Below are 26,914 nucleotides of genomic sequence, written 5' to 3' on the forward strand. Positions count from 1 at the left end.
TCCTTTGTATTATAATAAAAAGGAATGGTTTTAAACCATTCCTCTACTATCTATACTTTTAATTCAACATCTACACCTAATATATCTTTATTGGAATCCAAGATAGGCTTTATATTTTCTTCAATGAATTCATCTACTTGCTCTGGAGATCTACCAATAAACAACTGTGGATCTAATAGGTTCTCTATTTCATCCATTGATAGATTGAAGGCATCATCCTTAGCTATTCTTGTTAGCAAATCATTCTTCTTACCTTCCTCTTTTACAACTCTACCTGCATCCATGGAATGTACTCTTATTTTCTCATGAAGTTCTTGTCTGTCTCCGCCCTTTTTGACTGCTTCCATCATGATATTTTCCGTTGCCATGAAGGGCAGTTCTTCTCTAATACGTTTTTCGATTACCTTAGGATAAACTACTAGGTTTGAGCTTATGTTTATGGCAATTTCTATTATTGAATCTATACATAAGAAGCACTCTGGTATCGAGATTCTTCTATTAGCCGAGTCATCTAAAGTTCTCTCGAACCATTGCGTTGCAGCTGTATTTGCAGGGTTTTGTGCACTAGCTATTACATATCTCGCCAATGAAGCTATTCTTTCACTTCTCATTGGGTTTCTTTTATATGCCATTGCCGACGAACCTATTTGATTCTTACCAAAGGGTTCTTCTACTTCCTTAAGGTGCTGGAGCAGGCGTATATCATTAGTCATCTTATGAAGACTTTGTGCGATTCCACTTAATGCTGATAACACTTTGTAATCAAACTTTCTGGCATAAGTTTGTCCCGTAACAGGAAATGTTTTATCAAATCCTAAATTTTTAGCAACTAACTGATCTAATTTCTTAACTTTTTCGTGGTCTCCATCGAAAAGTTTCAAGTAGCTTGCTTGAGTACCCGTTGTCCCCTTAACGCCTCTTAACATCATTCGCGAAATAAGGGCCTCTATGTCGTCTAAATCTAACAATAAGTCCATTAGCCATAGTGTAGCCCTCTTACCTACTGTAGTAAGCTGTGCGGGCTGAAAATGAGTGAATCCTAATGTAGGCATACTTTTATATTCATAGGCAAATTTAGAAAGTCTGTCTATGCAATTTATTAGTTTTTTACGAACTATTTTTAAAGCATCCTGCATTACAATTAGGTCAGTATTATCTCCAACAAATGCACTTGTAGCTCCTAAATGAATAATTGGCCTTGCCTTAGGACATTGTTCGCCATATGCATGGACATGGGACATAACATCATGTCTCGTTTTCTTCTCCATCGCCCTTGCCACATCATAATTTATGTCGTCTCTAAACTTTTTCATTTCTTCAATTTGCTCGTCTGTTATTGGAAGACCTAACTCCTTTTCAGCCTCAGCCAAGGCAATCCATAGCTTCCTCCATGTTCTAAACTTAGTATCAGGCGAAAAGTTTTTAAGCATTTCTTCACTTGCATATCTAGTAATTAGGGGATTTTGATATAGAGATGTCACTAGATCACTCCTTACATTTATTTTAAATTTTAGATTAATGTTCGTGTATGTACATATAGTATTATACATTATATAGTTTGAAATGACAAACATATTATTAGTTTGAAGAGCAAAATAATAGAGATATGAATATTCACATCTCTATTATTTTAACTTTTAATAAATTTATTATTCTATTTTCCACTTCTATAATAACTTGTTCCTAGATTAACATCTATGTCAATATCTCGATTTTTAGCTCTCTCAATTATTTCTCTCTTCTTACTATTTGGATCACTTGGATCTAATGTTTTCATTATTCCATCTGCTATTGTATTAAACATATGAAACGGAACTCCGAGTCCCATCTCTTCATCGCTCCACTTAGCTGCAAGTCTCGTATTAGCACATAGTAAAGAAACATTTAAATCATTTGTTTCGTATGGAGTGGCTGTACATTCTGAACATAGGCCCTGGTTTCCTGTAAACTTAACATTTTTAGCTACTCCATAGGAATATGAATATCCCTGAACTACTCTCATGGCCTGATAAGGATTCACTATCATTACTACTACATCAGGCTCAGTATCAAATTTCTCTAGGGGCATAACTACTACGCCATATATTTCATGATCTATAAATGTTACATGCTTTTGAACTCCTTTAGCTGTCCCAAGACTATTATACATTCTAAATGAGTGATAAAGTCTTCCTGAGGTTATATCATTATTTACATCCATTAATCCGAGGGCTCTTGCTGAAGCTTTGCAGAAGAAGTTGTCTACATTAGCTTTAAAGCTCTTACCCCTTGTTGCAAGCTTTACTGTATTGCAGTAAGACATTTTATTGTTCACTTGTTTTACATCAAAAGCGTCAAAATCTTCTTTCGTAAATATAAATTTTACTCCTACAATTTCTCTTTTAAGATCTAAACAGCAGTTTAGTTGATCTAATTTGTTTTTTAACTCCATCATTTTGATCATCCTTTACACCATTTTTATTATGTCCTATTATAGCATTATAGTATCAATAAAACGTCAAAAACATGAAAAAACCTGCCTGTACAGCAGGTTTCTGTTCTTTTATCTAGGTTGAATAATAAGTTTTATAGCGGTTCTTTCTTCTCCATCAATCTCAATGTCTGTAAATGCTGGGATACAAATTAGGTCCATACCACTAGGAGCAACGAATCCTCTAGCGATCGCTACTGCTTTTACTGCTTGATTAAGAGCACCTGCACCTATGGCTTGGATTTCAGCAGCGCCTCGTTCTCTAAGAACTCCTGCTAAAGCTCCTGCAACTGAATTTGGATTTGATTTTGCTGATACTTTTAATACTTCCATTGAATAAAGCCCCCTTTTGGAATTTTGAATAATTAGTAGATATTAACCCACAGACATAAATGCAATTAATGAGTTAAATTATGAATAGATTTCCACTAATTACTATTATTCTACACAAAGAAAAAAAATCCTTCTAAATATTCATATAAATTAGAAACTTTCTAAAAATTATTAATTATTTTTAATTATTAAAATACTTGTAGAATTTAATCGTTTTATGCGATTCCATTTTTGAGGCAATTGAGAATATTAAAAGAAGCTATCAAACGATAGCTTCTGAGACTGCTAACAAACCCGAATTTCTTCGTTGTTGCTTCAATCAAGAACTCTTACGTATTTCTTTATACGCTGCGATCTCTTGCTTTCAGCACGCCTCGAACTTCGAGCTTCTTAACAGCCTATCATCTTGTTGACTTTGTCAACAATCTAAAAGAAGCTATCAAACGATAGCTTCTTACTATTTTGCATAATCTATTGCTCTTGTTTCCCTGATAACATTAACCTTTATCTGACCAGGGTACTCAAGACTATTTTCGATTTTCTTACTAATTTCTCTAGCTAATAAGACCATATTATCATCGCTTATATCTTCAGGCTTAACCATTATTCGAATTTCTCTACCTGCCTGTATAGCAAAAGCTTTTTCTATACCTTCATAAGAATTTGCAATTTCCTCAAGCTTTTCAAGTCTCTTAATATATGTTTCTAAAGTTTCTCTTCTTGCACCTGGTCTAGCAGCTGATATAGCATCGGCCGCAGTAACTAATACTGCCTCAATAGTTTCAGGGTCATAATCACCATGGTGTGTAGACATTGCATGTATAACTTCCTTAGATTCTCTGTATCTTCTAAGTAGGTTAATACCTATTTCAACGTGGGTACCTTCAACCTCATGATCAACAGCTTTGCCTATGTCATGAAGTAAACCTGCACGCTTGGCTATTTTTACGTCTGCACCTAGCTCAGCAGCCATTAATCCTGCTAGGTATGAAACTTCTATAGAATGTTGTAGAACATTTTGTCCATAACTTGTTCTATATTTTAAGCGACCAAGCAATTTAACTAATTCAGGGTGAAGATTGTGAATTCCTAAATCAAACGTTGCCTTCTCGCCTTCTTCTTTAATATGATTATTTATTTCTTTTCTTGCCTTTTCAACCATTTCCTCGATTCTAGCTGGATGTATTCTTCCGTCAATAATAAGTTTTTCAAGAGCTACTCTAGCTACTTCCCTTCTTATTGGATCGAAAGATGATAGAATAACTGCTTCAGGAGTATCATCTATAATTAAGTCTACTCCAGTTAAGGTCTCAAGAGCCCTAATATTTCTACCTTCTCTACCGATTATTCTTCCCTTCATTTCATCATTAGGTAAGCTAACAACTGAAACCGTTGACTCTGCAACATAGTCAGCTGCACATTTCTGAACAGCATATGCTATTATTTCTGTAGCAGTTTTATTAGCTTCTTCCTTTGCTTTATTTACAATATCTCTAATCATAACTACGGAATCATGCTTAACTTCTTTTTCAAGATCGCTAAGTAACATTTGTTTCGCTTCATCAGTAGTAAGTCCAGATATTCTTTCAAGCTCTTCGATTTGTTTTTGATAAAGGTCTTCAACCATAACCTCTTTGTTTGATATGTCTTTAAGTGATTTATTTAAATAGTCTTCCTTTTTTTCAAGATTATCAGATTTTCTATCAAGAGTTTCTTCTTTTTGAAGAAGTCTTCTTTCTAATCTTTGTAGTTCATTACGTCTATCTCTATTTTCTCTTTCGAGCTCATTTCTTAACTTATGAACTTCTTCCTTTGCTTCAAGAAGTATTTCTTTTTTCTTAGTATCAGCGTCCTTATTCGCCTCGAAAATTATAAGTTCAGCTTTTTGCTCAGCACTGCCAATTGTTTTCTCGGCAGTCATTTTTCTTAATATATATCCAATCCCAAAGCCTGCCGGGGCCGATATTGCTATAGATACAACCAGTGGCCAGTATTCGATAGATACCACCTCCTATATATTAATCACTCAAACGTTTTAATCACTCAAAAATATAAACCGATATACTCGGTTAAAATCGAATAAGTTCAAAAAGGGAATAAATCTAAATCTTGGAAATGGAGCTATGTTCTATTTCCTTTTAATTTTATATCTTTTTGAATATACTGTCAAGATGCTTTGTAATAACCTACCACTAAGTCATGTATTTCCCTTAATAATCAATTCCGTAGAATTCCTTATTTTTTAGTCGGATTTCTCTTTGAGAGTGTATAATAGTAAAAAAATAGAGCCACGATACAAATGTCGGGCTCTATTTTGACTTTTATTCTTCAGTTTTTACATTATCACTTTTCTTAATAACTTTAGTAGCCTTTTTTTCATCTACTGGTAGATTATAATGTTTTCTAACTTTATAATCTAATTCTGCAAGTAAGTTTGGATTCTCAATTAAATATTGCTTTACATTTTCACGACCTTGACCTAGCTTATTATCATTATAGCTATACCAAGAACCTGATTTCTTTACTAGATCAGCATTAACCGCACAATCTAAAACTCCACCTTCTATGGATATACCTTTACCGTACATTATATCAAACTCTGCTTGCCTAAATGGCGGAGCTAATTTATTTTTAACTACCTTTACCTTAGTCCTATTACCCATAAATTCATTGTTCTGCTTGATGATATCTACTTTTCTAACATCAAGTCTTACAGAAGAGTAGAATTTCAAGGCTCTACCACCTGTAGTTGTTTCAGGATTACCGAACATTATCCCTACCTTTTCTCTTAGCTGATTGATGAATATAGCAGAAGTTTTAGATTTATTTATAACACCTGTTAGTTTTCTAAGGGCTTGAGACATAAGTCTTGCTTGTAAACCTACGTGGCTGTCTCCCATTTCACCAGCTATCTCCGCTTTAGGTACAAGGGCCGCAACGGAGTCAATAACAATAATATCCACAGCACCACTTCTAACTAGTGCCTCAACGATTTCGAGTGCCTGCTCTCCAGTATCGGGCTGAGAAACGATTAGATTATCAATATCTACACCTAGGTTTTTAGAATATACAGGATCAAGAGCATGTTCAGCATCTACAAAGGCAGCCGTTCCACCAGCCTTTTGAGCCTCTGCAATCATGTGAAGCGCAACTGTCGTTTTACCAGAAGACTCCGGTCCATAAATTTCGATAATTCTTCCTCTCGGTATTCCACCTATACCTAAAGCTATGTCGAGCTCTATAGCACCTGTAGAAATACTCTCTATGTTTAGTTTGGCAGCATCATCGCCAAGTTTCATAATTGAGCCTTTACCAAACTGTCTCTCAATCTGTCCTAGTACTGCCTCAAGGGCTTTATTCTTATCTGTCATATCGTCCCAGATATAATAACAATAACCAAGCTTAAATATCACAATTGGTTATGCAAATCTGGTTTTCACCTACCTTTCTCCTTTGCGAACAAATGTTCTATAACCTAATTATACATAAATATGATTAGTAGGTCAACTATAAATATTATATTTATCAATTGAGCAAATTGCATAAGTACCATCCTAAAAAACTCACTACTATATATAGTCTTAAAAACCCTAGAGCTATACCATATTTATTATGCAACTCTGCCAAGTTAGAATTATGCAATTTCCTCAATTGTTTGTCTAATTAGATTTAGTGCATATATTGTTGTATAATTTCTTATTTTATTTCTGTCACCAGCTAAATTAAGCTTCTTTATAACGGTATCCCCATCGGTAGCTATACCAATATAGACAAGGCCAACTGGTTTTTCAGGGGTTCCACCGGTCGGTCCAGCAATACCTGTTATAGATACACCAATGTTAGTTCCAGCTATTGATCTGACTCCCTGAGCCATAGCCTCAGCGGTTTCTTCACTGACAGCTCCATGGTTTTTGATTATATTTTCATCAATACCTAATTCTTGAACTTTAGCATTATTACTATAAGTGACTATCCCACGATCTAATGTCTTTGAGATCCCTGAAATTGAAGTAAACTTTGATGCTAATAGTCCACCAGTACAGGATTCAGCCAAAGAAATCGTCAAACTCTTGTCCATTAACATATCGGCAACCACTTTTTCAAGGGACTCATCGTCATAACTATATATATATTTCTTTAATCTACTTTCAACTTCCTTGATCATGGGATTAATCAGCCCATCAATCTCTTCGTGGGATTTCCCGCTAGCAGTTATGCGCAGACTTATTTCTCCCCCTCCTGCATATGTAGCAATAGTTGGATTTGTCTGATCGGTAATGATGTCCTCTAAGGCTGTTTCAAGACTTGACTCCCCTATACCTACAAATTTGAGAATTTTAGATTCTATTTTAAGTTCTGACTTGCTTTGTAAGTATGGTTTAACAGAATCAAAAAATAAGCCTTTCATTTCCCTTGGTGGACCCGGTAGTGAAATAACTATTTTCCCATCTGCCTCAGCAATAAAACCTGGTGCAGTGCCATTGTCATTATCAAGTACAATACTGCCATCAGGTATAAGAGCCTGCTTTCTATTATTTACTGACATTTCTTTATTCAATTTACTAAAAAAACTCTCTATCTTTTCTAAGGTTGGTTCATGTAGTACCAATTCTTTCCCTAATGATTTCGCAATTGTCTCCTTGGTTAGATCATCTTGAGTTGGACCTAGGCCTCCAGTAGTAACAACTAAATCTGATACTTCTAAGGCAATCTCAAGCATTTTTTCAAGCCTATTTGGATTGTCCCCAACTGTAAGGTGATATAAAACATTAATACCTAAATCATTAAGCTCCTTAGATAAAAAAGCTGTATTGGTATTTATAATCTGTCCCATCAATAACTCTGTTCCAACAGTTAAAATTGTACAGTTCAATATAAGTTCCCTCCTGTTCATAAAGGGTTGAAAAGCATATACACATTTTACTAGTAAAAATTTTTTCAATCTTTTAGCCTCAACTGAATCGATATAAACTAAAGCTAGCAGCTAGTGGCTAGTAATTAAAAGCGCCATCGGCGCTTTTCCTACATCAAAACTTGTTTATTCTTATTTATATAGTCATATCCTGAGATAACAGTAAGTATTACTGCAACCCATACTGATATTGTATCAAAAGGAATGTTGTATAGGCTAAATGGATAGTTATTAAGGAGTAATGTAACAATCGCAACTATTTGAGAAATAGTTTTTCCTTTGCCCCAAGGACTTGCAGCTATAACTATTCCTTCTGAAGCTGCAACGGCTCTAAAGACACTCACAACAAGCTCTCTTGATATAATAACCACCACTACCCATGCTGCCAGCTTGTCCATTTGAACAAGTGAAACTAATGCTGCTGTTACAAGAAGTTTATCGGCCAATGGGTCCATAAACTTGCCAAGTTTAGTAACCTGATTCCTACTTCTAGCTATGTATCCATCTAAGCTATCTGTAAGTGCAGCAACTATAAATATGATTGATGCAATAGTTACGCCATATGGAACTTTTGCTAATAGAAAAACCATGAAGACAGGAACTAATAAAATTCTAGCAATGGTAATCTTATTCGCCAAATTCATTAAAAATCTCTCCTATTAAATCATATTCAAGAGCATCAATTATTTTTGCTCTTACAAATTCACCAATATTGATTTCAGAATCTGAACTAACGTATACTACTCCATCGATTTCTGGGGCATCGAACTCAGTTCTACCCACATAAACATTTTCACCTTCAACTTTTTCTTCTATAAGTATATCATATATATTACCTATTTTATCCATATTTTTCGCTAAAGATAAGTCTCTTTGAAGAACCATTATTTTGTCTCTTCTCTCATCTTTTACTTCCTGTTCAATTTGATTAGGTAAGTTTGCCGCTGCTGTGTCTTCTTCCTGAGAATAAGTAAAAACTCCAAGTTTATCGAACTTAACTTCCTCTACAAAATTATATAGCTCTGAAAACTGCTCTTCAGTTTCACCTGGAAAACCTACGATTAGAGAAGTTCTTAATGCTATATTCGGTATTTTGGTTTTGAGTTTATTAATAACATCAAGGATATGCTCCTTTGACGTTCTACGATTCATTTTCTTAAGTATTTCGTCATTACAATGCTGAATCGGAATGTCTATATAATTACATATTTTATCGTTATGGGCCATAAGATCAATAAGCTCGTCACTTATTATATCAGGGTATGAATACTGAAGTCTTATCCACTTTATATCTTCAATTTGGCTAAGCTTATCAAGTAACTCCACCAATCTATAATTTCCATACATATCAATTCCGTATCTCGTTATGTCCTGTGCTATAATTATTAACTCCCTAGTTCCATTTGCAGCTAGATTTTTTGCTTCCTCTACTACCTTTTCTATTGATCTACTTTTGTATTTACCTCTTAATTTAGGGATAATACAATATGTGCAGTAATTGTCACAGCCCTCAGCTATTTTTAGATATGCACTATATGATGGCGTTGTTAGGATTCTCGGTAGTTCATAGTGTACATCCTTATCCGCATTAGCCGTTGAAACAATTCTCTTTCCATTACCTAAAACCTTATTAACGATTTCTGCAATTTCATTGAAGTTCGTAGTTCCTAAAAAGGCATCAACTTCAGGTAACTCTTCTGCTAATTCCTTTGAGTATCTTTGAGCTAGGCATCCTGTAACAATTAACACTTTGCAATTAGCTGAGGTTTTAAGGTCAGCGAGTTCTAAAATAGTATTTATTGATTCTTGTTTTGCACTTTCTATAAATCCACAGGTATTAACTACAATAACATCAGCCTCTAAATCATTCTGAGTTAAGGTAAAATTATGTTCATTTAGAATACCTAACATTATTTCTGAATCTACTTGGTTTTTTGAACACCCTAAGGTTTCAAGATATACTTTTTCATTCACTAGTAAATATACTCCTCTCAAATAGTTTTTTCTTGATTTATTCTAGACTTAAAATGATCTGCAATAAATTCTTTAACTAATAAAACTGCGTTATCTATATTATCATAGTTTATAGATAAGTCAAATTTATTAAACTTATTAATCGAATACTTATATAGAGGATCATAGTAGTTCTCTATAAGAAACTCAATTGCAAATGCATAATCATCGTTTTCAATTTTATGGATAAGCATTTCAACATTTTTATTTCCCAGTCTCTTATTTAAGTGACTGATAGCTTTTATAAGCTTATCATTTATTTCTAAATCCTTTTTTACATAATCATTATAAATATTTTGTACCCTATTTTTTAAACTCGTGTCTATTAATAGGTGGTATCCATCTTCCATTGCTTTGATTACCGAATCAGGTATATTTATGCTCCCTATTCTTTTACTCTCGCTTTCGACAACCACATATTTATTCTTATTGTAATAAAGGGAGTTGAAAAGTATAGATTCAAATTGTTTTTGAGAAGGTGGATGGCCTTCAAACAATATACCGCCAAATACTGAACCAGAATTTTTTGCCAGCTCCTCAAGGTTGATAATTGGAATTCCCATATCTTCTAATTTATCTATAATGATTGTTTTACCAACCCCTGTTAGGCCATGTAAAACAATGAACTTATATTTTTCTACATTAGTTTCTAAAAAGTCTAAAACAAACTTCCTGTAGCTTTTATAGCCACCAGTTAGTTGATGTACATTTTCCATACTCATGGTATTAAGTACACTACAAACTGATCTACTCCTCATTCCACCACGCCAACAATATATTACTATATTGTCGTAGATATCCCTTAGCTCTAGTACCTTATTATAATAGTCATGAAGCTTATAGGATGCATACTGTAGACCTAAGCTTTTTGCTTCTTCTACACTTGTATTTCTATATGCCTTTCCCACTATTATGCGTTCTTCATTCTTCAATATAGGCATATTTATTGATCCCGGAATACAGGCCTCACTAAATTCATCCTCAGAACGAACGTCAATAAAAATGGTATTTGGTAGATTTAATGCTTCTTCAATACTAATCTCATTTTGACTCATAAACAGATACCACCACAACTTTAAATTTTGTTAGCGAATTGCTTAAAGTTTAGCTTGTCTTACTGCCCTTTATCTCTTCATACTCTTCCATAGATATAAGAACTCGTCTTGGTTTACTGCCAAGGCTTTCACTAACAATACCCCTTTCTTCCATTTCATCAATTATTCTTGCAGCTCTATTATAACCTATTCTAAATTTTCTTTGAAGCATTGAAATTGACGCTTGTTCAGCACCAACTACAAGCTCAATAGCCTGTGATAAAAGTTCATCAACCTCTTCCTCGCTAGATGTAGTAGTATTACTGATTTTTTCTATTATTTCTTCTTCATAGTTTACATTTTCTACTTGATTCTTTATGAATTCTACTACACTATTAACCTCTGAGTCCGAGACAAAGGATCCTTGCATTCTTCGTGGCTTTGATGACCCAACTGGATAGAATAGCATATCTCCTTTCCCTAATAGCTTCTCGGCTCCTCCCATGTCTAAGATTGTCCTAGAATCGGCTCCAGACGATACTGAAAAGGCTATACGTGAAGGAATGTTGGCCTTTATAACCCCAGTTATAACATCAACTGAAGGTCTTTGAGTAGCAACAATCAAGTGAATTCCTGCTGCTCTTGCCATCTGGGCAAGTCTACAAATGGCATCCTCAACTTGATCTGGAGAAACCATCATAAGGTCAGCAAGCTCATCAATTATTACAACGAGCTTAGGTAATTTGCCTTCCTCTGAATCTTTAAACTTTTCATTATAACTATCTAAATCCCTAACACTGTTCTGTGCAAATAATTTATACCTGTTAGTCATTTCCTGCACAACCCAGTTTAGAGCACTAGCTGCCTTCTTTGGATCTGTAACAACAGGAAGTAGTAGATGAGGTATTCCATTATAACAGCTAAGTTCAACAACTTTAGGGTCAATAAGCAAAAACTTTACCTCATCGGGCGTAGCCTTATATAAAATACTGGTTATTAAACTATTTACACATACACTTTTTCCAGAACCAGTGGCTCCTGCTATAAGCATATGAGGCATTTTAGCTAGATCATCGACTATAGGCTGACCTGAAATGTCTTTTCCTAATACAAAGGTCAATTTTGATTCTTTGTTTACAAAGTTATCACTTTCAATAACTTCCCTGAGAGTAACAAGTGTAGAACTATCATTAGGAATTTCTATACCCACGGCTGCCTTCCCAGGAATAGGAGCTTCAATTCTTATATGCTGAGCTGCCAGACTTAAAGCTATATCGTCGGATAGATTTACGATTTTACTTACCTTAACACCTGGTTTAGGTTGAAGTTCATATCGAGTTATTGTCGGGCCTTTACTTATTTGAATAACCTTTGCTTCAACACCAAAGTTCTGTAGGGTTCCTTCAAGAATTTTTGCTTTATTAAGAATTTCTTTTTTGTCCTTACCTGTATTACTATTTTGATTAGGGGTAAGTAACTCAGTACTTGGTAATTCATAGTTTTCTAAATTGCTTTTATCAGTAAAGCTTAAATCAGATACTTCATCCCCAACACCTGTATTCTGCTCTTTAGGTTTAGTGTCATTTGTACTATCTGACTTACTAATTGCATCCTTAGGTAAATCAACTACTTTCTTATTGCTAGTATTAGTGTAGTCCAGTATTTTGATTTTTTCGTCAACTGCATCATTCTTATTATTTTCATTATTGTCAAAAGGATTATCTAAAATAACCTTTTTACTCTTAGTTTTTTTCTTAGCTGTTGATTTACTATTATCCTCATCAACAGTCACAGTATTTGCACGTAGATCGGTTATAAAGTTCTTAGTAGAGTCAAATACAAGTCCAAATGATTTTCCAATTCCATTAATAATATCCATTATAGATAAATTTGTTGTAAGGATTATGGATAAAACAGCTAATGTACTTACTACTATATAACTTCCTTTAACACCCAATAGAGATAAAAACATTGAAGTTATAAGATTACCTATAATTCCTCCGGCTATACCGCCTTCAATACCTAAATAGAAAGATCTACTTAAGGAATTTATAGTTATAATGTTCTCCGGAATATCCTGTCTAAAAACTAGAGTATATGTAATGACGAAGCACATGTATAGACTTATAAAGCTAAACATAAATTTTGATCTCTTACTTTTAAAATCTTGATTTAAGGATAAAAAGCTATAGACAATGATAGTATATGGAAGAACGTAAGCAGGTGTAGATAATAGCCCCATAAATAAGTTCTTTATTAAAGCTCCAATTTTGCCTACTGAGCTAGTATGTAAACTGAATATACACAAAATACTAAAGGATACTTGTAGTAAAACCCTTATTTCACTCATTTTCTCATTTTTACTTGTTGCTTTTTTTCTGCTCCTGCCTCTTTTTTTTGTCAAGTCAATCACCTCTTTTGTTTATAGACAACATAGAACTCCATTGCATCAATAATCTGTGTTTAAATAATAGAAAAATAGATATATAAAAACATTCCCCATTGGTCAATTTTTCTCTTTAAGCCTGGATTTTTAGTGAGTAATCCAGATTAAGAAATGACCTACAAAAAAATAAAGTGTCAAATTAATTAACACTTTACATGAACATTATAACATAGAAAACTACTTTATTTAACCCAGATTGTTAACAATCTGAATCCATATTGTAAATAATGTGCTTTAATTTCTTTAGTTATTCTTGATTTTGATTAAGTACCGACTTATGGTTATTGGTTTCATCTAATAATATATTTTCTTCACTACTATTGCTATCAACCATTATACCATTACTCTCTTGCTGTGCTAATGAATCCTGGACTTCAGTTTCCTCTCTTCTTTCAAGTATCATTTCATTGAGCTTTTTTAGGGCTTTGTTAAGTCCACCTACTTCATCGATCAGACCAAGTTCAACAGCATTTTCTCCAATTAAGATTGATCCAATATCGTTTGCTATCTCATCGGTTTCATTCATTAATTTAACAAACTTTTCCCTTTCTATCTGAGATGTCCTTATTACAAAGTCAATTATTCTTTGCTGCATTTTCTCAAAATACTTAAAGGTTTGTGGGACTCCTATTACGAGTCCGTTCATTCTTATTGGATGTATAGTCATAGTCGCTGTTGGTACAATAAAAGAGTAATCACAAGATGTAGCAAGGGGTACTCCAATGCTATGGCTTCCTCCCAACACTAGAGAAACTGTAGGCTTTGACAAGCTAGCTATCATTTCAGCAATTGCAAGCCCAGCCTCCACATCACCACCAACTGTATTTAGAATTACTAGGAAACCTTCAATTTCCCTATTTTGTTCAACTGCTACCAATTGTGGAATAATGTGCTCGTATTTTGTTGATTTATTTTGCGGTGGAGATGCACTATGGCCTTCTACATGACCTATAACTGTTAAAAACTGAATCCTGTTACTTGTACTCGGAACATTCTGTGTTCCCATTTCTTTAATATTTTTTAAGTTTGGATTTTCATTTACACTAATTTTTGCTTTTTTAGGTTCATCGCCTTCCATGTTTTCAGAGAAAAGACCTATATTATTAAACTCCATTAACAACACTCCTATATGTAGCTTTTGTAGTTTAACCAGATTATTTATGGAAAGTTTAAAAACTGAAAGTAATTTTGAATCTTCTATGAATAATTCTGGTCTAATATTATTATTTTAGCCATAAAAAAAAACTACTATACTGAAAATAGCATAGTAGTTTTTAAAAATAAAATTATTTGTTTAAATCAAACTCTTTGTGCAAAAGTTTAACTGCCTTTAAAAGATTATCTCCGTTTATTAGACATGATATAGTCGTATTGGAGTCAGATGATTGTAATATTTTTATATTACCCTTTGACAATGCCAAGACCAACCTTGCCATTACACCCGAAACTCCATGAATTTTGTAGCCAATAATTGTTACTTTACTACAATCTGTGATCATATTATATTCTACTTCATAGTTATTTAAAATATTTTCAATAGCTTCTATATTCTTTTTCTCAATAGTAAAGACCTTTCTGTCGTCAAAGAAGTTAATCATATCAATACTAATATCTTTCTTCATTAGTTCTCTTAATAGAAATTCATTTCTCTCATCTTCTGAAGTAATATTAAGCTTCACCTGCACTATATCATTCATATGTGCTACAGCGGTAACTAAATTCTCAGTATACCCCACCTTTTTAGGAAGCTTTAAATGAGAGTACTGGCCATTAATAACAGTTCCATCTGAATCATTGAAGGTATTCTTTACCTTTAAAGTGATATTTGATCTCTGGGCTATTTCTACGGCTTTTGGATGTATTACCTTTGCACCACATCTTGCCATTTGATAGACTTCCTCATAACATAGAGAGTCTATTACATTTGCTTCTGAAACAAGTCTTGGGTCAGCTGTCATAACCCCATCAACATCAGTATAAATTTCTACCACCTCTGCTTTTAAGGCTTCTCCTAGGATTGCAGCTGACGTATCACTGCCGCCCCTCCCTAGGGTTGTTACATCTCCATCATCTGATACACCTTGAAAACCTGTGACAATAACTATCTTATCCTCTTTAAGATGATTTATCATTTTTGATGGATCAACCTTAATTACTTCAGCTTCACCAAAGTTAGAATTTGTTGTTATACCTGCCTGAAATCCTGTCATTGCCACAGCATCATAGCCCTTAGACTTAATGGTGTTCGCCATCAAGACTGCTGAAATTATTTCTCCACAGCTCATTAACAAGTCTAATTCACGGCTTGAATACTCAGGGTAAATAGATTTTGCAAGCTTAAGTAGAGTATCTGTTGCATAGGGATCACCATTCCTACCAATGGCAGATACTACAACAACGGGAAATTTACCAGATGCCTTTGTTTCAATAATTTTTTGTGCTACCTTATCTCTTAAATCCTTTGTAGCAACAGAAGTACCACCAAATTTTTGTACAACTATGTCCATATTTGTCCCCCTTGTACCATACCCTTGGGTCTGATTATATTTCATAATATGAATATTACTGCAGTGATGTTACTTCTTATATGGATTAATGTAAATATCTATATAGAACGCACTTATAAATCTACATTTTAATTTGTTGAATATCCAACGTTTCAAGGCTTTTCAACAAGTCAAAATGCAAAAGATTTATTGCGACTTCTATAGTTGAACATCTACAGATATAAATTACTATTACCGTATTGATCTCTATCAAGTTCAATGATAATCATGTCGCTTCCAATTTTTTTCACGCACTCCCATGGAATTTCTAGAAAGTCCTTTTCAGAGAAAATTGAAAAATGACTTTTCATATCTGGCACTAACAGCGCCTTTATTTTACCGGTTTTTTCATCTATAAGCAAGTCTGATTCTGCAAGCATTCCTAATCTACAACCATCACTTAAATTAACTATTTCCTTACCACCAAGTTCACCAAATTTCATAATATTCTTCCTCCTTATGTTTTTTTCTCATTATTAATATATTTATAAAAATTGAGAAAGAAATATTACTAAATTTAATTGGGGTTTAGATTTAGGTTTAAGAAAGTGAATCTTTTATATATTCAAATGTATCTTTAGTAGTTTTTTCATCCAGTTTCCCCACAAGGGATAGACTTACCTTATCACTAGTAAAGATTTTATCTACCACATTTCTTATATCAGACATATTAATATCATCTATTATTTTAAGTATTTCCTCCATACTACGGAGCTTCTTACCGTATATTTCAGACTTTCCTAGCATAGTCATAATGCTGCTAGTGCTTTCCAGTCCTAATATATAATTACCTTTTAATTGTTCCTTAGAACGCTTTAGCTCATCTTCTGTGATACAATTTGCAATAAGATTTTTGGTTTCATCAGTAATCAATCTAACAGCATTAGATAGCTGAGATGGATTCAAACTCAAGTAAATAGAAAATAGTCCAAAGTTTTTATAAAAACTTGGATGGGAATAGATTGAGTATGCTAAACCATGCTCTTCCCTTACACTTTGGAATAGTCTGGAACTCATACTCCCACCAAATATATTGTTTAGCACATATAGTGGATACAAATTCTGTTCTCCATTATTAGGTATGCCTTCAAAACCAAGGCATACATGAACCTGCTCAATGTCTTTGTTTTTATATGTGTAATTACTATGAAATACAGGTTTATTAATAATACTACCCTTATTGGTTTTAAAAGAGAAGCTTCCAAATTTTTTGTTGAGTTCGTCGACTAAGTGCTTTTCTTCAAAGCTACCTGCAACGGAAATGATTATGTTATCACTAGTATAATTGTATTCCATAAACTTAAGTATATCTTCTCTTTTTAGGGACTCTATTGAATCATATGTCCCAAGAATTGGGTATCCCAATGAATGTTTATGAAAAATTGTCTTTGATAATGAATCATATACTAAATCCTCCGGAGAGTCTTCATACATACTTATTTCTTCACAAACTACACTTTTTTCTTTCAGTATTTCATTTTTATCAAATTTTGAGTTTAATAACATATCACTTAAAATATCAATAGAAATATCTATATGAGAATCTAGTACCTTAGCATAATAGCATGTACACTCTTTACTTGTAAAGGCATTTAATTGTCCTCCTATACCGTCCATATGGGATGCAATTTCCTTTGCTGATCTATTAAAGGTTCCTTTAAAAAGCATGTGCTCAATAAAGTGTGATACTCCATTATTTTCATTGGTTTCTGCTATAGACCCTGTATTAATCCATATACCTATTGATGTAGATCTCACATGTGGGATTCTTCTTGTGATAACTTTAATACCATTATTTAAAGTAAATTTTTTATGCATTCTTATCTCCCTTGTTTTAAATTTTCAAAGGGTGTGTCTCACAATGACGAATTTCTGAGATAACCCATAATTTTAGGATTACTTTTTTAGTAATCCTAACTTAGACTAAGACTATTATAATTTAGTTTATATATTTAATCAAGGGGCTTCAATACGTCTGTAACAGTACCAACCTTTATATTCTTATTATTTATTGATTGGATAAGGTGCTCTAACGCTTTTACTGTTTCTTTTTTAGGATGCATTAAAACGATTGATCCCTTTAAAGGTTTCTTTAAAACCCTTTCAATTATCTTATTATATGTAGAATCATTTCTCCAATCAATTGTATCTACGTTCCACAGGATTGTCTTATATCCTAATTGCTCTGCTACCTTTAATGTCGCTTCATTATAGTCCCCTGCTGGAGGCGCAAAATAGACCATATCTATTCCTAGTATATCCTTAACTATATTATGGGTCTTTTCAATTTCTACTCTATTATCCCCTTCACCTAATTTACTATGCATTCTATGACCATACCCATGATTTCCTATCTCATGGCCATTCTCGTGGATTTTTTTTAGCATTTCGGGGTTATTCTTGGCCCATCTTCCCGTAACAAAAAAAGTGATTTTGATATCATACTTCTGGAGTATATCCAGAATAGGCGGAATAAGCTCCGTTCCCCAGTCAACATTACAGGTAAATGCTGTGTAGTCTTTATTGTTACCACTACGAATAGGTTCAATTTTTCCACTCTTAAAAACAGATAATACAGTGTCATTATACATAAAGAATGAAAAGACTAAAATAACTAATAAAATAATAGGTATTATAAATGTTTTAACAGTTCTTGTCATAGATACCCCTCCCTTATGTAATCTTATGAAGTGAGGGCATAATATATGCTTATTGAACATTTTGTTAAAACATATAAAAAAAAACATAAACCTTGTTGGTTTATGCTTTCTTATTTTTTTCTTCATTTGCTGCTAAAGCTGCTTTTCTAGATAGGTTTATTCTACCCTGCTTATCTATTTCAACAACCTTTACAACGATTTCGTCTCCAACCTTAAATAGGTCTTCAACCTTTGCTATACGTTCTTTAGCCACTTGAGAAATGTGTACTAGTCCTTCTTTACCCGGTAGTACTTCAACAAATGCACCAAAGTTAGTTATTCTTACGATCTTTCCAACGTAAATCTCGCCTACTTCTACTTCTTTAACTATTTCTTCAATAATCTTTATTGCTTTATCGCCCTGCTCCATGTTGTTAGCAGTAATAAATACTGACCCATCATCTTCAATATCTATCTTAACATCTGTTTCAGCAATTATTCTATTGATTGTTTTTCCACCTGGTCCAATAATATCACGTATTTTCTCAGGATCAATCTTCGTTTTTATTACTCGTGGAGCATATTTAGACATTTCACCGCGAGGAGTTGAAATTACAGAATTCATTTTATCAAGAATATATAATCTTCCAAGCCTTGCTTGTTCTAAAGCTCTTTCTAAAATTTCCTTATCTAATCCATGTATTTTAATATCCATTTGAATCGCAGTTATACCTTCTGCTGTTCCAGCTACTTTAAAATCCATGTCTCCTAAAAAGTCTTCCATACCTTGAATATCACTTAGTATAGCTACTTTATCATCATTTTTAATTAATCCCATTGCTATACCCGCTACAGGTGCCTTTATAGGTACACCAGCATCTAAAAGGGATAATGTACTTCCGCAAACACTGGCCTGTGATGAACTTCCGTTTGAGCTAAGTACTTCAGAAACCAACCTTACTGCATATGGGAAATCTTCTTCAGAAGGAATTACTGGCTCAAGAGCTCTTTCAGCTAGGGCTCCGTGACCTATCTCTCTTCTACCTGGTCCTCTAAGGAATCTTGTCTCTCCAACACTATATGGAGGGAAGTTATAATGATGCATATATCTTTTGGACTCCTCAAGACCTAGTCCATCTAAAATTTGAGCATCTCCAAGGGCTCCTAAGGTTGCAATAGTAAGAACCTGAGTCTGACCTCTTGTAAATAATCCTGAGCCATGTGTTCTTGGTAATAAACCAACTTCAGAGCTAATTGGTCTAATTTCATCTGGTTTTCTATTGTCAGGTCTTATTGATTCATGGGTAATCATTTCTCTTACGATTTCTTTAATCATTCCATCTAAGGAAGCTCGTACATCCTTTTCATTTTCAGGATATTCTTCGACGAACTTATTCATTACTTCTTCTTTAACTTCGTCAATATTTTCGTTACGTTCTTGTTTATCTTTTGTTCTAATAGCTTCCTTCATCTTTGCTATTGCATATTCTCTGACTGCAGTATCTACAGCTTCGTCTACTTTGTATAGCTCTACTTCTTGCTTTTCCACGCCAATTTCATCAGCAATTTTCTCTATAAACTCTACAATTTTCTTTATTTGCTCGTGGGCAAACATTATACCATCAAGCATAACACTTTCAGGAATTATATTGGCACTTGCTTCAACCATCATAATAGCATCTTTTGTTCCTGAAATAACGAGATTCATCTCTGTAATTGCTCTCTGCTCAGTTGTTGGGTTCACGACAAAGTTTCCATCTATTAAACCAACTATTACAGATCCAGTTGGCCCTTGAAAAGGTATGTCGGAAATAGATAATGCTATAGAAGAACCTATCATCGCTACAACATCTGGTGTACAGTCCTGCTCAACTGATAGTACCGTAGCTATAACTTGTACGTCATTTCTATATCCCTTAGGAAATAGTGGACGAATAGGTCTATCGATCAATCTGGAAGTCAAAACAGCCTTTTCAGAAGGTCTTCCTTCTCTTTTTATAAAGCCGCCAGGAATTTTTCCTACTGAGTATTGCTTTTCTTCAAAATCAACACTTAAAGGAAAAAAATCAATGCCTTCTCTTGGCTTGGAAGATGCAGTTGCAGTAACTAGTACCACCGTCTCTCCGTAACTAAGAAGTACAGCTCCACCTGCTTGTTCTGCTACCTTTCCGATTTCAGCTTTAAGGGTTCTACCAGCAAGTTCCATTTCAAAAACTTTAACCATTGTATACCTCCTTACAAAATATATGATTTAAATGTATACTAATTTATTTCTCTATTAAAATATTATTTCCTACTATGTAATAAAAAAAACTAAAATGTAATATCCTTTATCAATAGAAATTGCGATAAATCTTCTACATCTTGATTCTCTGAACAGCTTTGAAACATTGGCTATTCAGAAAATCAAAATGTAGATTTATAAGCGCATTCTATCTATATGGAGAATTTTTCCTTAAGATAATAAAATAATAGAGCGGGTTGGATCCCCGCTCAAAAACTATTTTCTTAATCCAAGTTTAGCTATTAATTCTCTATATCTTTGGATATCCTTATTCTTAAGATAGTTTAGTAAGTTTCTTCTTTTACCAACCATCTTTAATAGACCTCTACGTGAATGATGGTCCTTCTTATGAGTTTTTAAATGCTCATTAAGATCATTGATTCTAAAAGTAAGTAACGAGATTTGAACTTCAGGTGAACCAGTATCTGATTCGTGTACCTTATGTTCTGCAATAATCGTATCTTTGATTTCTTTAGTTAACATTAACTTCACCTCCTCTTTTATTATCCCCTAATGCCTAGAAAACGTCGGTGATTCGATAATCTAAGCGAAAGGTTTCTACGCTATGCAATTTTAACATAAAAATTTAGTGTTGTAAATATATATTTGAAAAATAAGCCTAGATTATTTATAGAAAGTTTGAGAATACGCATTTTATCTTGAATTTTCTATGAACAATCTGGGATAATTTTAAAGTTCAAAGGTTTTAAAGTATTCTTTACTATATATAATGTCTTTATTAATCTGATCACATAAATCATCAATACTATTAAACTTAATCTCATCCCTTATTCTATGAAGAAAATGAACTTCAACTTCCTCACCATATATGTTTTTATTGAACTCCAATATATATGTTTCTATATTATAGTTTTTTTGATTAAAAGTAGGATTAAAACCCACATTAGTTATACTATTGTATACACGGTTACCTACTTTTGTTTTAGAAACATATACGCCAGGCTTTGGCAAACTCATATTAAAGTCTATTGATATGTTAGCTGTGGGAAACCCAAGTTTTGAACCTAACTGTTTTCCTTTTATAACTTTGCCAATTATCGAATAGTTTCTTCCTAAAAACATATTAGCCTTTTCTATTAAGCCTTGAGATAAAAAGTGTCTAATAGCTGTACTACTGATAATTTTATCTTCTAACTTAACTGGAGGTACTATTGTTAGATCAAAGGAATAGTCCTTGGAAAATTGCTCAAGCAAGATAATATCTCCTTCAGCCTTTTTTCCAAAACGACAATCGGTGCCTACAGTCATTGAAGACATATTTAATTTCTCTAATAGAATTTTTGCAACAAAATCTTCGGCACTAATATTCCTTTGGAAATCATCAAAGTCAACCATAAACAAAAAATCAATGCCAATTTCTTTAAATAGGTCTACTTTTTGCCTTTTGCTTATGATTATTTTGGGTGAATTTTTTGTATTGATAACTCCTCTTGGATGATTGGAGAAGGTATAAATAACACTTTTAAGGTTCTTCTTACGACAATTCTCCACAAGAGAATTGATTAGTGTTAAATGCCCCTTATGTATCCCATCAAATGAACCAAGAGAAACTCCAGTCATATGTGATAGTCTATCTATTTTCGATAATGAATGTATTACTTCCATAGAGCTTCTCCTTACTAAATTTAAGAGAATAATTTTTTCATTTTAATAAATGACATGCCAGCTTCATTATAATATATTCCTAAGGCAATGAATTTATCATCTACATAGAGTCTTACTATATCTCCATCTTGAATTTGATCACTTACTTCAAATCCATTTTCCTTCAAAGTGACACCATTAAGAATAAATTTCAAAGCATATGGTCTGACATTAACTCGAGGCATGAACTGTAGTGGATAATCTATATTATAAAGGTACTTATTTTCAATTCTATCTATATCAGCTTCATTTAATTCCTCAACGGTTATAGTGTTTTCTAGCTTAAAAACACCACTTTCAAGCCTTTCTAGAAAAGACATGTGGGCTCCTGGACCAAGGGCCTGTCCTATATCATGGCATAAAGTCCTAATATAGGTTCCCTTAGAACATTTTACATCAAAAAGGACTCTATTATCAACTATTTTCAAAATATTTAAATAGAAAATAGTGATTTTCCTTGCCTCACGCTCAATCTCTTTTCCTTCCCTTGCAAGCTCATACAGCTTCTTTCCTTTATGCTTCAAGGCTGAATACATTGGAGGAATCTGAAACTGCTCACCCTTAAAGTTGTTAAACACTTCTATAATATCATCTTCTGTAACATTTACAGGGCTCTCTGATATAATATTTCCCCATCTATCTTGGGTGTCTGTAGCTCTACCTAGGGTAAGTTCAGCTCTATAGACCTTTGTATCATGTTGTAGATACTCAATGATCTTTGTAGCCTTACCTATACATACAGGCAGCACTCCTACAGCCATTGGGTCCAATGTCCCCGTATGTCCAACTTTTTTTAAGTTTATCTTTTTTCTTACTACAGAAACAATATCATGAGACGTCATATTTGGCGGTTTAAGAATATTTAGTATACCTTTCATATCTTCACCTATATCATATATATAGAACGCATTATAGCCTCAATACTATTTCTATATATTAAAGTTTATTTTTAAATTTTTCTACTATAATTTTTTTTGCATTTTCAATAGTATCATATATTGTGCAACCCGATGCTTTCTTATGTCCTCCACCACCGAATTCCATCGCAATACGACTTACATCAAAGTCATACTTAGATCTAAATCCAACCTTAATTTCATTTGGTGAAAGTTCTTTAAGAAGTATAGCCACTTCTACTCCATGAATATCTCGGCCATATTCAATTATTCCGTCGGAGTCAGATGTGTGAGCATTACTTTTCTTAAACATCTGTAATGGCACAGATATAATTGACAGTTTTCCATCATAATAGATTTCTAACGAATTCAAGGCATCAGCCAAAAGTCTTATTTTATTAACTGGTTTATTTTGATACAGCTCAGTTACTATACGGGTAGTATCTATGCCTACTTCTAATAGATTCGCAGCTATTCTTAGTGTTTCTGGTGACGTATTGCTATACTTAAAGCTTCCAGTATCAGTTGACAAAGAAACATACAAAGATTCGGCTATATCTTCTTTAATTTCAATATCTAATTCTTTAATGATCTTATAAATAATCTCTCCACAGGAAGATGCCTCTGAATCAACTATATTATACTTACCATAGTAGCTATTGGTTCGATGATGATCTATATTAAGTGTTTCTTCGCATAAATCTAAAAGTCTACCTCTATCACCTAATCTATCGACATCACTAGAATCTATAGTTATAACTAAATCTGGATTGTCGTTTAAATCCAGAAAAAGTTCAGTAGACATAATATTATTATCGCAAGCCAAAAAAAGTAAATTTGATGGTATTTCATCATCAAGAATTATTGATACGTCCTTATTAAGTAGGCAAAGAGCTTTTTTTAAGGCTATGGATGAGCCTAATGTATCTCCATCGGGAAGTATATGGGGAAGAATGACTATCTTCTTTCTTCCCCGTATAATATTAGATATATTCATACTACTCATTATCATCAACTTCCTGATTTACATGTAAGTCTTTGTTTACCTTTTCAATAAGATCGTTCATGTACATCCCTTGCTTTATAGAGTTATCGGATTTAAATATAGGCTCCGGTGTGTACCTTAGCTTTAATTGCTTCCCTAACTCTTTTCTGATAAATCCCTTAGCTTTGTTTAGAGCTTCTATGGTTTCAACGTTATCGTGCTCCTTATCGAAAGAGCTTACATATATATTTGTATATCTCAGGTCTCTAGTAGTTTCAACATGGGTAACACTTAACAATTTCGAAATCCTAGGGTCCTTTAACTCATTTCTAATAATACTACTTACAATTTTCTTAATCTCTTCAGAAATTCTACTTGATCTGGAGTAGCGCATTTTTTCACCATCCTTATTGAGACATTTATGTTCTTGGAATTTCTTCAATTACATATGACTCAATTATATCTCCTTCTTTGATATCATTATAGTTTTCAAGTCCTATACCACATTCATAGCCTGAAAGAACTTCTTTAGCGTCATCTTTAAATCTCTTTAGTGAAGATATCTTGCCATCTAGAATTACAATTCCATCTCTAACAAGACGAACGCTTGAGTTACGAGTAACCTTTCCTTCAAGAACGTATGCACCTGCGATAGTTCCAACGTTTGGAACTTTAAATGTTGCTCTAACCTCAACCTTACCAAGTACAACTTCTTTAAATTCAGGATCCAACATACCCTTCATTGCAGCTTCAACATCTGCTATTGCTTCATATATAATTCTGTAAGTCTTAAGGTCAATACTTTCTCTTGCAGCTAAGTTTGTAACACTTGAAGAAGGTCTAACATTAAATCCAATAATAATAGCATTAGAAGCAGAGGCAAGTAAAATATCTGACTCTGTAATTGTTCCAACAGCGCCATGAATAACATTTACCCTTACTTCTTCATTAGTTATTTTAATTAATGATTGTTTTAAAGCCTCAACAGAACCTTGAGCATCAGCCTTAACAATAACATTCAAGTCTTTTACTTTTCCTTGCTGTATTTGCTCAAATAAATCTTCAAGTGACACTTTTTGTGTAGATTTTAGATTTTTCTCTCTGATTTCTTGTTGACGTTTTTCAGCAATTAATCTTGCTGTTTTATCATCTTCAACTTTACCGAATCTATCACCAGCTTCTGGTACATCAGAAAGTCCTAGTATCTCAACTGCAGTAGATGGTCCTACCTGTTTAACTCTTTTACCTTTATCGTTAAACATAGCTCTTACTCTTCCGTAAGTATGCCCAGCAACTATTGAGTCCCCAACGCTTAATGTCCCTGTTTGAACAATTACTGTTGCAACTGGTCCTCTACCTTTGTCAACTTCAGCTTCAATTATTGTACCTACTGCAGGTCTATTTGGATTAGCCTTTAGTTCCTGCATTTCAGAAACTAAAATAATCATCTCTAGTAGTTGGTCAATTCCTTCACCCTTTAGAGCAGAAACTGGTACACTAACTACATCGCCACCCCATTCTTCAATGAGTATGCCATGATCAGATAGTTCTTGCTTTACTCTATCTGGATTGGCATTAGGCTTATCTATTTTATTTACTGCAACTATCAGTGGAACCTTAGCTGCTTTGGCGTGATTAATCGCCTCAATAGTTTGTGGCATAACACCATCGTCAGCAGCTACAACTAAAATCGCTATATCTGTGATTTGAGCTCCTCTAGCACGTAGTGTTGTGAAGGCTTCATGACCAGGCGTGTCTAGGAAAACAATTTTCTGTCCGTTTATTCTAACTTCCGATGCTCCTATATGTTGTGTTATACCACCTGCTTCTCCAGCAGTAACCTCAGTTTCTCTGATTGCATCTAGAAGAGAAGTTTTACCGTGATCAACGTGTCCCATTACAGTTACAATTGGTGCACGATCTTTTAAATCCTTAGGATCATCTTCTATTTCATCAAACATATCGGGTTCTTCTTCTGGTGCTTCTAAAGATGTTTTGAATCCATACTCTTCAGCTATTACTTCAGCTGTTTCATAATCGATTTCTTGATTAATAGCAGCCATCACTCCAAGATTCATTAATTTCATGATAATTTCGTTTGTACTGGCTCCTACTTTTTCCGCAAAATCTTTAACAACTACTTTTTCTGGAAGCTGAAGTTCATTTTCATTGGTAATTGTGTTTTCATTAGTCAAATTATCTTCCTCGCTTTTTCTATCTTTAACTTTCTTCTTTTTAGAATTCTTTTCATTCTTAGGTGCATCATTTGAATCTACTTTTTTAGTATCATCCTCTTCAGGACTATAGTATTCAAGAATAAGACTTGCAGCTTCATCTTCTAGAGTACTCATATGATTAACAACTTCAATATCAAATTCCTTTAGTTTGTTTATAAGTTCTTTACTTGACACACCGATTTCCTTTGCTAACTGATAAACCCTAGTTTTTGACACATATTTCACCCCCTAAAATATTGACGGATTAAAATTCGTCTTAGGTTGATGTCAAAAGCCCAAGTTCTAACGTGAACTTTTCTCCCAGCCTATTTACAGAGACTCAAATAGAACTATTAATTTATACACATCAAAACCCCCTTGAAGAATCGAGTATTTTGATATCTATAAATTAAGTTCTACTATATATAATACGGCAAAGATCTCACATTCTAGAGATTTGACAACAAATGTTTCT

General features: G+C 33.6%; 22 protein-coding genes. All 22 read right to left on the reverse strand.

Annotation, left to right across the window (positions count from 1 at the left end; translation table 11 throughout):
- Positions 1-50: 50 nt before the first annotated feature.
- Positions 51-1,481 carry an adenylosuccinate lyase gene (purB, locus tag R9X47_RS01860; protein ID WP_432664991.1) on the reverse strand — a complete coding sequence of 477 codons (1,431 nt, stop codon included), beginning with the start codon at positions 1,479-1,481 and terminating at the stop codon, positions 51-53.
- Positions 1,482-1,654: 173 nt separating this feature from the next.
- Complete coding sequence (locus R9X47_RS01865; RefSeq protein ID WP_432664992.1) at positions 1,655-2,434, reverse strand: DUF169 domain-containing protein; 780 nt, start codon at positions 2,432-2,434, stop codon at positions 1,655-1,657.
- Positions 2,435-2,542: 108 nt separating this feature from the next.
- The gene (locus R9X47_RS01870) at positions 2,543-2,803 is read right to left on the reverse strand and encodes a stage V sporulation protein S (protein WP_432400444.1); all 261 of its coding nucleotides are present in this window, start codon (positions 2,801-2,803) and stop codon (positions 2,543-2,545) included.
- A gap of 457 nt (positions 2,804-3,260) precedes the next feature.
- On the reverse strand, positions 3,261-4,724 hold the full coding sequence (gene rny / locus R9X47_RS01875; RefSeq protein WP_432667572.1) for a ribonuclease Y: 1,464 nt from the start codon (positions 4,722-4,724) through the stop codon (positions 3,261-3,263).
- A gap of 400 nt (positions 4,725-5,124) precedes the next feature.
- The gene (recA, locus tag R9X47_RS01880; protein ID WP_432664993.1) at positions 5,125-6,174 is read right to left on the reverse strand and encodes a recombinase RecA; all 1,050 of its coding nucleotides are present in this window, start codon (positions 6,172-6,174) and stop codon (positions 5,125-5,127) included.
- Between the two features lie 263 nt (positions 6,175-6,437).
- Positions 6,438-7,676, reverse strand: coding sequence for a competence/damage-inducible protein A (locus R9X47_RS01885; protein ID WP_432664995.1), 1,239 nt, complete (start codon positions 7,674-7,676; stop codon positions 6,438-6,440).
- Positions 7,677-7,825: 149 nt separating this feature from the next.
- Positions 7,826-8,359: a CDP-diacylglycerol--glycerol-3-phosphate 3-phosphatidyltransferase gene (pgsA, locus tag R9X47_RS01890; RefSeq protein WP_432664996.1), complete on the reverse strand. Its 534-nt coding sequence runs from the start codon at positions 8,357-8,359 to the stop codon at positions 7,826-7,828.
- Positions 8,343-9,626 (reverse strand): 30S ribosomal protein S12 methylthiotransferase RimO, encoded by a 1,284-nt coding sequence (gene rimO, locus R9X47_RS01895; RefSeq protein WP_432667573.1) that lies wholly within the window; start codon positions 9,624-9,626, stop codon positions 8,343-8,345. Before rimO ends, pgsA begins: the two co-directional genes overlap by 17 nt.
- An 80-nt stretch (positions 9,627-9,706) precedes the next feature.
- Complete coding sequence (gene mnmH / locus R9X47_RS01900) at positions 9,707-10,783, reverse strand: tRNA 2-selenouridine(34) synthase MnmH (RefSeq protein WP_432664997.1); 1,077 nt, start codon at positions 10,781-10,783, stop codon at positions 9,707-9,709.
- 49 nt (positions 10,784-10,832) lie between these two features.
- Positions 10,833-13,112, reverse strand: a complete 2,280-nt coding sequence (locus tag R9X47_RS01905) for a DNA translocase FtsK (RefSeq protein ID WP_432667574.1) — start codon at positions 13,110-13,112, stop codon at positions 10,833-10,835.
- Between the two features lie 343 nt (positions 13,113-13,455).
- Positions 13,456-14,322: a ClpP family protease gene (locus R9X47_RS01910; RefSeq protein WP_432664998.1), complete on the reverse strand. Its 867-nt coding sequence runs from the start codon at positions 14,320-14,322 to the stop codon at positions 13,456-13,458.
- 172 nt (positions 14,323-14,494) lie between these two features.
- On the reverse strand, positions 14,495-15,715 hold the full coding sequence (gene dapG / locus R9X47_RS01915; RefSeq protein ID WP_432664999.1) for an aspartate kinase: 1,221 nt from the start codon (positions 15,713-15,715) through the stop codon (positions 14,495-14,497).
- Positions 15,716-15,927: 212 nt separating this feature from the next.
- Entirely contained in the window at positions 15,928-16,197 is a 270-nt protein-coding gene (locus R9X47_RS01920; RefSeq protein WP_432665000.1) for a YlmC/YmxH family sporulation protein, read from the reverse strand.
- Between the two features lie 97 nt (positions 16,198-16,294).
- Entirely contained in the window at positions 16,295-17,572 is a 1,278-nt protein-coding gene (locus R9X47_RS01925) for a M16 family metallopeptidase (protein WP_432665001.1), read from the reverse strand.
- A gap of 134 nt (positions 17,573-17,706) precedes the next feature.
- Positions 17,707-18,414, reverse strand: a complete 708-nt coding sequence (locus tag R9X47_RS01930; protein WP_432665002.1) for a polysaccharide deacetylase family protein — start codon at positions 18,412-18,414, stop codon at positions 17,707-17,709.
- 100 nt (positions 18,415-18,514) lie between these two features.
- Positions 18,515-20,617: a polyribonucleotide nucleotidyltransferase gene (locus tag R9X47_RS01935; protein WP_432665003.1), complete on the reverse strand. Its 2,103-nt coding sequence runs from the start codon at positions 20,615-20,617 to the stop codon at positions 18,515-18,517.
- A gap of 276 nt (positions 20,618-20,893) precedes the next feature.
- On the reverse strand, positions 20,894-21,160 hold the full coding sequence (gene rpsO, locus R9X47_RS01940) for a 30S ribosomal protein S15 (protein WP_432665004.1): 267 nt from the start codon (positions 21,158-21,160) through the stop codon (positions 20,894-20,896).
- 207 nt (positions 21,161-21,367) lie between these two features.
- Positions 21,368-22,303: a bifunctional riboflavin kinase/FAD synthetase gene (locus R9X47_RS01945; protein ID WP_432665005.1), complete on the reverse strand. Its 936-nt coding sequence runs from the start codon at positions 22,301-22,303 to the stop codon at positions 21,368-21,370.
- Positions 22,304-22,323: 20 nt separating this feature from the next.
- Positions 22,324-23,220 (reverse strand): tRNA pseudouridine(55) synthase TruB, encoded by an 897-nt coding sequence (gene truB / locus R9X47_RS01950; RefSeq protein WP_432665007.1) that lies wholly within the window; start codon positions 23,218-23,220, stop codon positions 22,324-22,326.
- Between the two features lie 58 nt (positions 23,221-23,278).
- Positions 23,279-24,244, reverse strand: coding sequence for a DHH family phosphoesterase (locus R9X47_RS01955; RefSeq protein ID WP_432665008.1), 966 nt, complete (start codon positions 24,242-24,244; stop codon positions 23,279-23,281).
- Complete coding sequence (gene rbfA / locus R9X47_RS01960; protein WP_432665009.1) at positions 24,237-24,617, reverse strand: 30S ribosome-binding factor RbfA; 381 nt, start codon at positions 24,615-24,617, stop codon at positions 24,237-24,239. Before rbfA ends, R9X47_RS01955 begins: the two co-directional genes overlap by 8 nt.
- A 25-nt stretch (positions 24,618-24,642) precedes the next feature.
- Entirely contained in the window at positions 24,643-26,676 is a 2,034-nt protein-coding gene (infB, locus tag R9X47_RS01965; protein WP_432665010.1) for a translation initiation factor IF-2, read from the reverse strand.
- Positions 26,677-26,914 lie beyond the last annotated feature (238 nt).

The organism is Wukongibacter baidiensis, from assembly GCF_050888315.1.
Classification (GTDB): Bacteria; Bacillota; Clostridia; order Peptostreptococcales; family Caminicellaceae; genus Wukongibacter; species Wukongibacter baidiensis.

What these genes read in the sequence shown, in the direction of transcription:
- R9X47_RS01945 (WP_432665005.1), bottom strand. Translation starts at nt 22,303, where the DNA reads ATGGAAGTAATACATTCATTATCGAAAATAGATAGACTATCACATATG.
- truB (WP_432665007.1), bottom strand. Translation starts at nt 23,220, where the DNA reads ATGAAAGGTATACTAAATATTCTTAAACCGCCAAATATGACGTCTCAT.
- recA (WP_432664993.1), bottom strand. Translation starts at nt 6,174, where the DNA reads ATGACAGATAAGAATAAAGCCCTTGAGGCAGTACTAGGACAGATTGAG.
- R9X47_RS01930 (WP_432665002.1), bottom strand. Translation starts at nt 18,414, where the DNA reads ATGACAAGAACTGTTAAAACATTTATAATACCTATTATTTTATTAGTT.
- R9X47_RS01925 (WP_432665001.1), bottom strand. Translation starts at nt 17,572, where the DNA reads ATGCATAAAAAATTTACTTTAAATAATGGTATTAAAGTTATCACAAGA.
- rimO (WP_432667573.1), bottom strand. Translation starts at nt 9,626, where the DNA reads ATGTTAGGTATTCTAAATGAACATAATTTTACCTTAACTCAGAATGAT.
- R9X47_RS01955 (WP_432665008.1), bottom strand. Translation starts at nt 24,244, where the DNA reads ATGAGTAGTATGAATATATCTAATATTATACGGGGAAGAAAGAAGATA.
- rbfA (WP_432665009.1), bottom strand. Translation starts at nt 24,617, where the DNA reads ATGCGCTACTCCAGATCAAGTAGAATTTCTGAAGAGATTAAGAAAATT.
- R9X47_RS01910 (WP_432664998.1), bottom strand. Translation starts at nt 14,322, where the DNA reads ATGGAGTTTAATAATATAGGTCTTTTCTCTGAAAACATGGAAGGCGAT.
- pgsA (WP_432664996.1), bottom strand. Translation starts at nt 8,359, where the DNA reads ATGAATTTGGCGAATAAGATTACCATTGCTAGAATTTTATTAGTTCCT.
- R9X47_RS01935 (WP_432665003.1), bottom strand. Translation starts at nt 20,617, where the DNA reads ATGGTTAAAGTTTTTGAAATGGAACTTGCTGGTAGAACCCTTAAAGCT.
- rpsO (WP_432665004.1), bottom strand. Translation starts at nt 21,160, where the DNA reads ATGTTAACTAAAGAAATCAAAGATACGATTATTGCAGAACATAAGGTA.
- R9X47_RS01905 (WP_432667574.1), bottom strand. Translation starts at nt 13,112, where the DNA reads ATGAGTGAAATAAGGGTTTTACTACAAGTATCCTTTAGTATTTTGTGT.
- R9X47_RS01870 (WP_432400444.1), bottom strand. Translation starts at nt 2,803, where the DNA reads ATGGAAGTATTAAAAGTATCAGCAAAATCAAATCCAAATTCAGTTGCA.
- R9X47_RS01920 (WP_432665000.1), bottom strand. Translation starts at nt 16,197, where the DNA reads ATGAAATTTGGTGAACTTGGTGGTAAGGAAATAGTTAATTTAAGTGAT.
- dapG (WP_432664999.1), bottom strand. Translation starts at nt 15,715, where the DNA reads ATGGACATAGTTGTACAAAAATTTGGTGGTACTTCTGTTGCTACAAAG.
- R9X47_RS01865 (WP_432664992.1), bottom strand. Translation starts at nt 2,434, where the DNA reads ATGATGGAGTTAAAAAACAAATTAGATCAACTAAACTGCTGTTTAGAT.
- mnmH (WP_432664997.1), bottom strand. Translation starts at nt 10,783, where the DNA reads ATGAGTCAAAATGAGATTAGTATTGAAGAAGCATTAAATCTACCAAAT.
- rny (WP_432667572.1), bottom strand. Translation starts at nt 4,724, where the DNA reads ATGACTGCCGAGAAAACAATTGGCAGTGCTGAGCAAAAAGCTGAACTT.